Genomic DNA, 11,120 nt, shown 5'->3' on the forward strand with positions numbered 1-11,120 from the left:
TTATGATATTTGTACAACTCTAAAAATTTGTTTTTTTAGTTCACTTTCTAAAGAAGGGTCTTCAGGGTATTTTTCCAATAATGGTAAAAAAATTGACTCACCTATCACAGATCTTTTAGTATTATCTTTATCTTTTAATCCCCAAACTTGCTGATAAGTTGCAGGGACTATTTGTTTTGGATTATAGGGATTAGAAGTTTTACCTATATATAGCATGACATGACCTTTTATGTATATGAAATCTAAAAATGGTCGTGATTTTGTTAATAATACTTTTGTACGTTCTTCAGGAGTTTTTTGGTCAAGGTTTATGAAATTGTATGCTTTAAGTTGACCTTTAGAATTTCTTGGTAGCCATATTCCAAAAGCTTGGTATATAGCTCTTAATTCAGATGAGCAGTCATTATAAAAATATTGATTACCCCAGCCATAAGGATAACCTTGAGTCTCTCTAATTATTTTAACGAAGTTTCTAGGAGTTGTTAATATTGGTATTTCTGTAGCATCATGCTTGATTACTTTTCCATCTATAAAAGCTAAATCATTTGTTTTTGTTTGAGTAGGAAGCAATACTCTATAGTAATTTTTATCATTAGCTAGTACTGGTAATATTGTTCCAGGGTATGTATTTTTTATAAATTCATTATCTAGATTAAATACTGGTGTCTCAAAACGTCTAATAGAAAGTCTACTTTTTATAAAAGAACTTTTCCAAACTTTTACCTGACTACTTGAAATTTTGGAGATGCTGTTTGATTTTACCCAAGCACAAAAAGAAGAACTGAGGATCAAATACCATTTTTTTATCTTTTGAGGTTGAGATAATATATACAGCCTCACCAATATTTAATGATGAAACATTAATATTACTAAAAGGGTATCCCTGTCCAGGAAGTGTAAAATTAAAAATAATGGCTTATCATAAGGGGCAGAATATCCTATTGTTGTTCTTGTAATTATAGCTTTATTATTATTGTTATATTTATTTGAATTATTTATGTCATCAAAATTTATATTTTTAATAATGTTTTGATATTCATGGCTAGTAAAAAGTCTAAAGTTTTCTTTATAAATTTTCTCATCATCAGGCAATTTACTATTATTGATATTATTAATTTGATTAGTAAGCCATTCTTTTAGGCTATTTTGTTGCCTATATTGTTTATAAAATGATTCTGACCATGGAGAATCTTTTCCTACTGAATGAGAGATTAATTTTTTAAGAAGTTTATCTTGTTGGGATTTAGTTAATAAAGGTTTATTATAACCGTCCTCAGATTTTGAGATATAATAATGAGCATTCTGTGAATATTTAGATAAATCAAACATCTCAATCGGTACATTTACTGCAAAACAATATGATGTATTTAATATAAACAATACTATAAAAGTTGTAAAATATTTTAACTGCATTAAACAAAATTTCCTTTTAAATTAAATTTATTTAAAAATTCTTCCTGTAATTGCTTGGAAAGCCTTTAAATCGAAGATATGTAAACTAGCAAATATATAATCAAAAATATTTGCCTGAATATTTTCATAATTTACCCAGTTTGTATCATTTGTGAAAATATATAACTCAACTGGTAAACCTATTTCACTAGGTTGTAGCTCTCTAATTAAAAAAGTTAAGCCAGTATGTATTTTTGGATGGTTACGCAAGTAATTTTCAATATATACTCTAAATAAAGTTATATTTGTTAATTTTTCATTTTTCTTACTAGCAATAAAATCTTGTAAAAGAGGTTCTTTTGTTAGAGTTTCTAGCATTTCTTCATTACAAAATTTAATAGTATCAATATCAATATTCACAGAACGTTTAATTCTACGTCCACCAGTTTCAACCATTCCTCGCCAGTTTTGAACACTATTATTAATAAGCGTATATGTTGGAATTGTAGATATTGTTTTATCAAAATTACGTATTTTTACAGTATTAACAGAAACTTCCATAACATCTCCATCAACACTTGCAGATGGAATAGTAATCCAATCACCAACTCTTACTAAATCAAGAGCAGCGACTTGAATATTTGACACAAAACCTAGTATTGTATCTTTAAAACTAACATTAACACTGCTGATAAAGCACCTAAACCTGTTAAAAAAGCAATAGGAGATTTATTTAGTAGTTGTGAAACTATTAATATAAAAGCCACAAAATATAGTATTATTTTGATTACTTGAGCATAGCTTTTTAAAGAATGTTGCTTAAAATAAGGAAGTTTTTGAAAATAATTAAAAATAGCATCTACAAAAGATATACAAAATAAAATTATAGTTAAAGTTATATATATTTGTGCAATTAACTGAATAGTATTAACTAAATTGATTGTCCAGACATGCTCAGAATTAGTGCAAATGTTTATAGCTAAATAAATGAGTAGTCCAGGTCCAATATGTGATAGCCTGTTAAAAACTTTATATTTTATTAATACTTCTCCTAAATCAGGACCAAGCTTTATTACAAATTTATTTACAATTGTTTACTATATATTTCTTAAGAATTTTATTAATGATCCATGCACAAAACAGTATTATTAAAAAGATTGTTTATACCCATACGTTTACTGGATATTGCAGCATAAATGATAGCTTTTGTCTGCATTTCTATAATCTCTGGGTATGTAACAGCAAGTCTACATCCACGATGTCCCATCATTGGATTCATTTCGCTAAGAGATTCAATTCGTGATTCTAGTTCAGTGTAACTAATATTAAATTCTCTTGCTAATGCATCTATTTCATCAACTTCATGAGGTAGAAATTCATGTAGAGGAGGGTCAATAAATCTAATTGTTACGGCTAGGTTATCCATTGCCTCAAATAACTCTTCAAAGTCTTGTTGCTGTACAGGAAGTAACTTATCTAGAGCCTTTTGTCTTTCTTTTTTATCTTTAGCTAGGATCATTTGTCTAACATAAGAGATACGATCTTCTTCAAAGAACATGTGCTCAGTACGGCATAAACCAATACCTTCAGCGCCATAAGCTCTTGCAACAGAAGCATCTTTATAAGTATCTGCGTTACATCTGACACGAAGTTTACGCACACTATCAGCAAACTTCATAAACTCTTCAAAATCTTGAGTAACCTCAGGATCTACGGTTTTAATAATACCTCTATAAACATTACCTTTTGTTCCATCTAAAGATAGGTAATCACCTTCTGTGAAAATTTGACCTCTTTCGAAAGTGATAGTTCTTTTTTCTTCATCAATTCTTGCAGATTCTAATCCAGATATACAACATTTGCCCATACCACGAGCAACAACTGCAGCATGGGAAGTCATACCTCCTCGCAATGTAAGAATACCATTACAGGCATTCATGCCTGCAATATCTTCAGGAGATGTCTCAATTCTAACTAATATAGTTTTCTCTTCACCACGAGTTTTTGCTGCAAGTAATGACTCAACATCAAAGTAGATTCTACCACTAGCTGCACCTGGAGAAGCGCCAAGAGCTGAACCAAGAGGCGTTTCGATGCTAGGGCTTTTTCATCAAATTTGGGATGTAATAATTGTTCTAATAGATGGGGCTCTACCATCATCACAGCCTCTTCATTAGTAATTAGACCTTCTTTAGCCATATCAACAGCTATTTTTAACGCTGCTTTTGCTGTTCTTTTACCATTTCTTGTTTGTAGCATAAAAAGTTTGCCATCTTCAATAGTAAACTCCATATCTTGCATGTCTTTGTACACTTGCTCTAGATTCTTTGCAATTTTTACAAAATCTTTAAATACTTGAGGCATTTTATCTTGAAGGGTAGAAATATGAGCAGGAGTTCTTACACCTGCAACTACATCTTCACCTTGAGCATTGATTAAGTACTCACCAAAGAGCTTGTTTTCTCCAGTAGAAGGGTCTCTTGTGAAAGCTACTCCTGTGCCAGAATTATCGCCAGAGTTACCGTATACCATTTCTTGAACATTAACGGCAGTACCCCAGTTATTTGAAATATTATTGATCTCTCTATATATGATAGCTCTTTCAGCATTCCATGATCTAAATACAGCCTCAACAGCAGCTAAGAGTTGTTTAATAGGATCTGTAGGAAATTCTTTGCCTACTAGATCTTTATAGAGTTTTTTATATTCTGCAACGATATCTTTGTAGTCATTTGCACTTAGGTCACAGTCATTTTTGACTTTCCTTTTGGATTTTTTCTCATCAAGTATTTTATCAAAAGGTTTTTTATCACAATCCATAACAACATCAGCAAACATCATTATGAATCTTCTATAGCTATCATAAACAAATTGTTCATTATTTGTCTTGGCTATCATAGCTTTGGCAACTTCATCATTTAAGCCTAGGTTTAGAACTGTATCCATCATCCCTGGCATAGAAACTCTAGCACCAGAACGCACTGACACAAGCAAGGGGTTGTTACCACCACCAAAAGTTTTGCCTGTTCTTTTTTCTAAATCGGCAATATGAGAAAATATTTGTTCCTTAACTTTTTTTCCTAGTTTCTGACGATTATCATAATATTTAAGACAGGCCTCTGTTGTTACTGTAAAGCCATTAGGTACAGGAAGACCACTGTTTAGCATCTCACTAAGGTTTGCACCTTTTCCACCCAGTAAATCACGCATAGACTTATTGCCTTCACTAAAGGCATAGACGAACTTTGACATAAAAACTCCTCTCAAGTTTTTTTATAAATTGAATTGATGTCAGCACACCCTCAAGTGCACTTAATTTTTATCGTATCATATTCTGATGGAGATATTAAAGTATTTTATTTAAGAAATTATGAAAATGGGTATTAAAATGACCAGTAAATTAGGAGCGTTTAGTATTACAGCTTGAGCACCCTGTAAGATTTGCAACAAATTTTATTTTAGTTGATAAATACTTCATCGTAAACACAATGATTAAAGTATAAATAATAGCACCTGTGATATATGTTATTGATTTTATAGGTGTGTTGATAATATTTGCTGTTTGATAAACCAATAATGCAGCTATATATGCAATAGATGTACTCCATATTATTGATAGAATAGCCCATCCTCTAGTAGCTTCTCTAACTGTTGCACCTATTACTGATATACAAGGAACATATAGTAGTACGAAAAGTAAGTACGAGAAGGCAGCAATACTTGAACCAAATTTATTAACCATATTGCCTATTGCAGTAGTGCTCATATTTGCATCAGCTTCATTTGAAGTTATTGGATTGAAATCTATATGTTTGAAGTTATTAATCGTAGTGCTTACTGCATCTTTAAAGCTATCTATAGCACTGAAGCTCTTTGGTATACCATTATCATCTGCTTGTGTGTAGATAGTATTTAGCGTACCAACAACAACCTCTTTTGCTAGTGTTCCAGTTATTAACCCTACAGTTGCTGGCCAATTATCATTATTGACTCCAATAGGGTTTAGCACAGGAGTAATCTCTTTACTTCCATAGCTAAGAAAGGTCTCGTTTTTAGCTATATAAATACTATTTAAGCTTCCTACAATAATTGCTACAGGTACAATAACTTTACCAGCTCTAATAAGGAATGATTTTAACCTATTCCAGCTATATAACATGATTGTTTTAGCATGAGGGAGGTGGTAGTTTGGTATATCTAGAATAAATGGAGATGTATCTCCTTTCAGAAAAGTAAACTTAATTACATAGCCTGTTATTATGGCACCTATGATGCCTGTGATATATAGCAAGAATATTATTGATGCTCCATGACTTGGAAAAAAAGCTGTAGCAAATACTGAAAATATTGCTAGCCTTGCGCCACAAGACATAAAAGGGGACATCATGATAGTCATTAGCCGATCTTTTCGAGTTTCAAGAGTTCTTGCAGCCATTACAGATGCAACATTACAACCAAAACCAACAATCAAAGGAACAAATGCTTTTCCTGATAGGCCAATTGACTGCATAAACCTATCCATAACAAAAGCAGCTCTAGACATATAGCCAGAGTCTTCAAGTATTGATAGAAATATAAATAAAAATCCAATCTGAGGTATAAATGCTAAAACGGTATTGATACCTGTACCAAAACCTTGTGATAGTATATGAGTCAATGTTATAGGTAAACCAATTAAGTTTGAGTAATAAGCAACACCATCAACAAAAATAGCACTAGAGAAATCATCAAATAGCGGTTGTACTGCTGCTCCTAGTGTGATGGAAAATAAAAACATTAAATACATCATAAGTAGAAATACTGGTACACCCAAGTATTTATTCATACATATTGCATCGAGAGTTTTTGTAAGATTGATTCGAGAAACTTTTTTATTTTCAGTTGAAATGTTTATAATCTCAGCAACTGCATTATAGCGTGATTTTGCTATATTTACGTTTTGATTTGTATCTATAGATTTTTTTAGTGTATCTAGGTCTTCAGCTTTAATTTCCTGAGAAATTTGAATATCTTTGTCATCAAGAAGTTCCGTAGTAAGCCATAAGTTGCCTATTTTATTTTGACGCAATTCACTAATTTGCTTTTCTAGTTCAAAGACAGCATTAGGATAATATCTTGTTAGGTCGAAGTCTGGTGTGCTTTGTAAATTAGCAAGTGTTTGTTTTAGATCTTGGATACCTATATTTTTTGATCCAACTATAGGCAAAACCTTGCACCCTAGAGTTTTTTCTAATTCATCATAATGTATAATAATGCCTTTTTTAGTTGCAACATCTACCATGTTTACAGCTAAAATGACTGGTAATCCAAGTTCTATAAGTTGAACCGTTAAATATAGGCTTCTATTTAAGTTTGATGCATCTACTACATTAATAATTGCATTTGGCTTTTCTTTAATAATAAATGAGTATGCTATTTGTTCATCAATAGAGTTTTCATCAGAGACAGATAAAGAATAAATACCTGGAATATCAACAATTTCTATCTTCTTATCATTTGATTTAAAAACGCCAATTTTTTTATCAACGGTCACACCTGACCAATTGCCAACCTTTTGATTAAGCCCAGTTAGAGAGTTGAATATTGTCGTTTTACCACAGTTAGGGTTGCCAACTAAAGCATATTTCATAATTAGTTCTCAAGAATACATTTTTTAAGACATTTTAGTGTAGCAATTATATCAAAAAATATTAAATTGTGATACACGATAATGAGAATTATTATCAGACATTTATGATTATATTCGCATTACGGTCTCTACCAGACCTATTGTTCCGTAAACCATATTACATCTAGCAGTTCCTTTTATTATACCAGCAGTTATTTTTACTCTAGCGCCTTTTTTATACTGAGGCATTGTTGCTATTATTACAGAGCAATCATATGAAAAAGCATCCTGGTCTTTACAGATTTTAATCTGAGAGTCTATCAATGAAATATATAGTTTTTAACTCTCATTAAAAAAACTATTATTGTTTTGGTAGTATGTTAGGTTAACTGTAGTTGTTTTACCCTTAATAGCATCAAAACCAAATGCTAGAATATCATTCTAGTTATTAATAAAAGTTTGGTACTTACCTTTTCTAATTACGCACTTTTATATATTGGCCATATTCAGGGTGAGCTTTTATATTTGTAATTTCTTGAGCTTGTTGTTCAGGCGTCATTTCCTACCATGTTTCATCAGATATTCTAAGTGGGTGAGTAGAGCAGCTAGCTATTAACAGGCTAGAGATAATTAAAAGTTGTATAGTTCCTTAAAGTGATAATAACTTTTTCCTATAGAACTTTAGTTCAGCAATTGATTCTTGAATATCATCTAAAGCTTTATGAGTTGCTTTCTTATTAAATACTTCACCATCGCCCCAATACTCATTCAGAAGCTTTAGGCTTGTAACATCAAGCATTCTATAGTGGCAGTAATCATCTATTTTCGGCATATATTTAGCTAAAAACCTTCTATCCTGCCATATTGAATTGCCGCATAAAGGAGAGCTTTGGTACGGAACATGTTGTTTAATAAAATCAAGAACCTTCAGCTGGGCTTCTTCAAGAGATATTTTACTATCTTTAACTCTCTGAGTAAGACCCGTCTCTCCATGAGTCTTGATGCACCACTCATTCATCTCTTGTAAAACTTTATCAGGTTGATAAATGGCAATTGGTTCAGCTTGAGCAACGACATTTAAATCTTTATCTGTAATAATTGCAGCAATTTCAATTATTTTGCATTGCTCTACATCAAGACCTGTCATTTCCAGGTCGATCCAAACTAAGTTATTTGAAGATTGCATATCTTATTAGTCCTTAACTCTAGATACATAACTAGATGTTCTAGTATCAGCTTTTATAATTTCACCAGTTTGTACAAAAAGAGGAACTCTTACAACGGCTCCAGTAGACAATGTTGCAGGTTTACCACCAGTTCCTGCAGTGTCACCTTTTAAACCAGGATCAGTTTCTATAACTTCAAGGTTTACAAAGTTTGGTGGAATGATTGAGATAGGTTGACTATTAAATAAAATTACTTGATACTCGTCCTGGTCTTTTAACCATTTTTTAGTTTCACCTAACCCCTCTTCAGAAACCATATATTGTTCGAATGTTTCTGGGTGTATAAATACATAACTATCACCGTCAAAATATGAGTATACAGCGCTTAATTCTTCGACATCTGCAGACTCAACAGATTCTCCTGATTTAAAAGTTTTTTCTATGACCCTATCATTAAGCAAGTTTTTAAGTTTAACTCTATTAAAAGCTTGACCTTTACCAGGTTTAACAAATTCGTTTTCGATAATAACCATAGGGTTCCCATCTATTAGAATTTTTAAGCCACCTTTAAATTCATTTGTATTATAATTTGCCATTTTTAGTAGTCCCTTTGATTTTTGAATTAAATATTTTAGTAGTTTGTTAGTCCCAACAAGCTGTAGGGGTTCTATCAACAATAGCTCCATCAACTTCAAGTTCTATACTTGCACATGGAGTATCTGCTGCTTGAGTTCCTTGGGCTGTTGCTGTAATTGTATAGCTTGAGCCTGAACCAATATATGATAATGTATAAAGTTGACTTTGTGTATTGGAGTGAAAAAAAGAATTTATATCGTTTCCAGATGGAAATGAGCCATTACGAATTTCGAAGTTATCCGCTGCATTTGATGCTGCTAATAACTCAGATGTTGCTTCATTACGATGATTTCTTAAAATATAATTGTTATACGTTGGTATAGCAATAGATGCGAGAATAGCTATGATTGCTATTACAACCATCAATTCAACTAAGGAAAAACCTTTAATAAATGACTTTTTTTTAAACATGTTAATTAAGCTCTAGTAAATTTGTGGCTCGCCATTTGGTCTTGTTCTATAGCGACGATGTTGCCATAGATACTGCTCTGGATATTTACGAATAGCATCCTCAAGAAACTTATTAGTAATTTCTGCATCTTTATAAGCATCGCCTGTAAACTCCAGGGGTTCACCTGTTACAATTTTATATTTTTTCAAGCATTTTTCTCTTACATAGTATGCAGGAACTACAACAGCACCAGTTTTCTGAGCAAGCCATGGGGTTACTGTGAGTGTAGCACAAAGTTTGCCAAAAAATGGAGCAAAAACTGAGTTTTCAATTCCAGAGCTTTCTAAACCAAAATCTTGGTCTGGAGCATACCACATTGTATAACCTTTTTTTAGATTTCTAATAACAGATATAAAGCTTTTACTATCTAAACATTTATAAATATTTTTTTCACGATAATCTTTTATTAAATCTTCTATAAGAGGGTTACCATTTTTTTGGTACATAACTGTAAAAGGAGAAAAATCTTTGCCCATATACCTTCCAATTATTTCAATACAGTGAAAGTGAAAGCCTAATATAATTAATTTTTTATTAGGGTCACTATGATATTTCTCGAACCTTTCTCTAGAACCTTCACCCCATCCAAACTTTATTTTATTAAACCTTTTTTTTGATAGAAGCCAAGCAGCAGTAGTTTCTGCTCCAGAGAGAACCATTGAGTAATAACTTTTTTTAACGAGTTTTTTTATTTCCTTATCCGATTTTTCTGGGTAAGCAATTTTAAGGTTTTCTCGAGCAATTTCATTACGATTTTTTAGAAAAGGTTTAATAGTAAATCCAATAGCTAGAACAATGTATTTATGAGTAAATAGAGGCAATTTTGAACCACCCTTCATTATACTAATTATAAGCCATATACCCCAGTTCTTAGGTTTAAAATTTTTACTGCTCATCTTACTCTTCAATTAAGGTACTATCTAGAAGTTTAACATATAGCGCATCAATCATAAATAACTAATAAATCTTTTCTTCACCTGGAGGCCTTGTCTTGTAACGGCGATGTTGCCACAGATATTGCTCTGGATATTTACGGATAGCATTCTCAAGGAATCTATTTGTCATGTTGGCATCCTTGTAAGGATCTCCAGTAAATTCAATTGGCTCACAAGAGATTAGCTTATATCCTGATAAATCTTTTTTTCTAACATAGTACATGGGTACTACTGTTGCTCCAGTTTTTTGAGCAAGCCATGGAGTAACTGTCAAAGTAGAGCAAAGCTTACTAAAGAAGTCTACGAAAATAATATGCTCTTTGAAATCTTGATCAGGAGCGTACCACATAGTCATGCCTTTTTTGAGGCTTTTTATCACAGAAATTATATTTTTGCGTTGAAAACATTTGTCAATATACTTCTCACGAGAAGAGGTGATAATATACTCCATTAATTGACTACTATGTTTTTGGTACATTATAGAAAGAGGCTTAATATTATCGCCAACATACCTTCCAGCAATCTCCAATGAATGAAAGTGAAATCCTAGGGCTAAAAGAGTCTTATTTGGGTCATTATGAGTTTCAATAAAAGTTTCAAATTCTGATGTATCTATGTTTAATTTTTTAAAATTTTTCTCTGACATAAACCATGAAATTAAACTTTCAAATCCTGCCATGCATACAGATTTGTAGCTTTCGTCAGCAAGTTTTTTTATTTCTTTATCAGATTTGTCAGGAAATGCTATTTTCAAGTTGATAATAGCTATTTGATTACGTTTTTTTGCAATAGGTTTTGCTAAGAATCCTATGCCAATGGCAAGATGCATTAGAGCTTTGTATGGGAGAATGTTTACAATGACTTTGCACAAGCCAACGATGATCCACACTCCCCAGTATTTTGGTTTTAGAAAAGATTTATCCATAGACTAA

General features: G+C 31.9%; 10 protein-coding genes and 2 pseudogenes. All 12 read right to left on the minus strand.

Features of this window, described 5'->3' with window-relative positions; translation table 11 throughout:
- Complete coding sequence (locus CDV26_RS00690; protein WP_157671301.1) at positions 1-792, minus strand: NlpC/P60 family protein; 792 nt, start codon at positions 790-792, stop codon at positions 1-3.
- Complete coding sequence (locus tag CDV26_RS13900; protein WP_088773417.1) at positions 728-913, minus strand: SH3 domain-containing protein; 186 nt, start codon at positions 911-913, stop codon at positions 728-730. The genes CDV26_RS00690 and CDV26_RS13900 overlap by 65 nt, the downstream gene beginning before the upstream one ends.
- Positions 847-1,413 carry an NlpC/P60 family N-terminal domain-containing protein gene (locus CDV26_RS00700; protein WP_088771661.1) on the minus strand — a complete coding sequence of 189 codons (567 nt, stop codon included), beginning with the start codon at positions 1,411-1,413 and terminating at the stop codon, positions 847-849. Before CDV26_RS00700 ends, CDV26_RS13900 begins: the two co-directional genes overlap by 67 nt.
- A gap of 27 nt (positions 1,414-1,440) precedes the next feature.
- A pseudogene (locus CDV26_RS00705) lies at positions 1,441-2,493 on the minus strand (mechanosensitive ion channel family protein).
- A gap of 61 nt (positions 2,494-2,554) precedes the next feature.
- Positions 2,555-4,644, minus strand: a pseudogene (ppdK, locus tag CDV26_RS00710) (pyruvate, phosphate dikinase); the annotation flags it as partial.
- 148 nt (positions 4,645-4,792) lie between these two features.
- A complete protein-coding gene (gene feoB, locus CDV26_RS00715) occupies positions 4,793-7,021 on the minus strand; it encodes a Fe(2+) transporter permease subunit FeoB (RefSeq protein WP_088771652.1) in 2,229 nt (742 codons plus the stop codon).
- 108 nt (positions 7,022-7,129) lie between these two features.
- Complete coding sequence (locus CDV26_RS12785; protein ID WP_245806470.1) at positions 7,130-7,324, minus strand: hypothetical protein; 195 nt, start codon at positions 7,322-7,324, stop codon at positions 7,130-7,132.
- Between the two features lie 325 nt (positions 7,325-7,649).
- The gene (gene orn, locus CDV26_RS00725) at positions 7,650-8,186 is read right to left on the minus strand and encodes an oligoribonuclease (RefSeq protein WP_088771653.1); all 537 of its coding nucleotides are present in this window, start codon (positions 8,184-8,186) and stop codon (positions 7,650-7,652) included.
- A gap of 6 nt (positions 8,187-8,192) precedes the next feature.
- Positions 8,193-8,762 carry an elongation factor P gene (efp, locus tag CDV26_RS00730; RefSeq protein WP_088771654.1) on the minus strand — a complete coding sequence of 190 codons (570 nt, stop codon included), beginning with the start codon at positions 8,760-8,762 and terminating at the stop codon, positions 8,193-8,195.
- 46 nt (positions 8,763-8,808) lie between these two features.
- Entirely contained in the window at positions 8,809-9,213 is a 405-nt protein-coding gene (locus CDV26_RS00735; RefSeq protein ID WP_088771655.1) for a type IV pilin protein, read from the minus strand.
- Positions 9,214-9,225: 12 nt separating this feature from the next.
- The gene (locus CDV26_RS00740; RefSeq protein ID WP_088771656.1) at positions 9,226-10,149 is read right to left on the minus strand and encodes a lysophospholipid acyltransferase family protein; all 924 of its coding nucleotides are present in this window, start codon (positions 10,147-10,149) and stop codon (positions 9,226-9,228) included.
- A 61-nt stretch (positions 10,150-10,210) separates the two neighbouring features.
- The gene (locus CDV26_RS00745; RefSeq protein WP_088771657.1) at positions 10,211-11,113 is read right to left on the minus strand and encodes an LpxL/LpxP family acyltransferase; all 903 of its coding nucleotides are present in this window, start codon (positions 11,111-11,113) and stop codon (positions 10,211-10,213) included.
- Between the last annotated feature and the right edge of the window lie 7 nt (positions 11,114-11,120).

It is taken from the genome of Francisella halioticida, assembly GCF_002211785.1.
Classification (GTDB): Bacteria; Pseudomonadota; Gammaproteobacteria; order Francisellales; family Francisellaceae; genus Francisella; species Francisella halioticida.

Excerpts from the sequence above, each read along its gene's own strand:
- CDV26_RS00740 (WP_088771656.1), bottom strand. The coding sequence starts at position 10,149 with ATGAGCAGTAAAAATTTTAAACCTAAGAACTGGGGTATATGGCTTATA.
- orn (WP_088771653.1), bottom strand. The coding sequence starts at position 8,186 with ATGCAATCTTCAAATAACTTAGTTTGGATCGACCTGGAAATGACAGGT.
- feoB (WP_088771652.1), bottom strand. The coding sequence starts at position 7,021 with ATGAAATATGCTTTAGTTGGCAACCCTAACTGTGGTAAAACGACAATA.
- CDV26_RS00735 (WP_088771655.1), bottom strand. The coding sequence starts at position 9,213 with ATGTTTAAAAAAAAGTCATTTATTAAAGGTTTTTCCTTAGTTGAATTG.
- CDV26_RS00700 (WP_088771661.1), bottom strand. The coding sequence starts at position 1,413 with ATGCAGTTAAAATATTTTACAACTTTTATAGTATTGTTTATATTAAAT.
- efp (WP_088771654.1), bottom strand. The coding sequence starts at position 8,762 with ATGGCAAATTATAATACAAATGAATTTAAAGGTGGCTTAAAAATTCTA.
- CDV26_RS00745 (WP_088771657.1), bottom strand. The coding sequence starts at position 11,113 with ATGGATAAATCTTTTCTAAAACCAAAATACTGGGGAGTGTGGATCATC.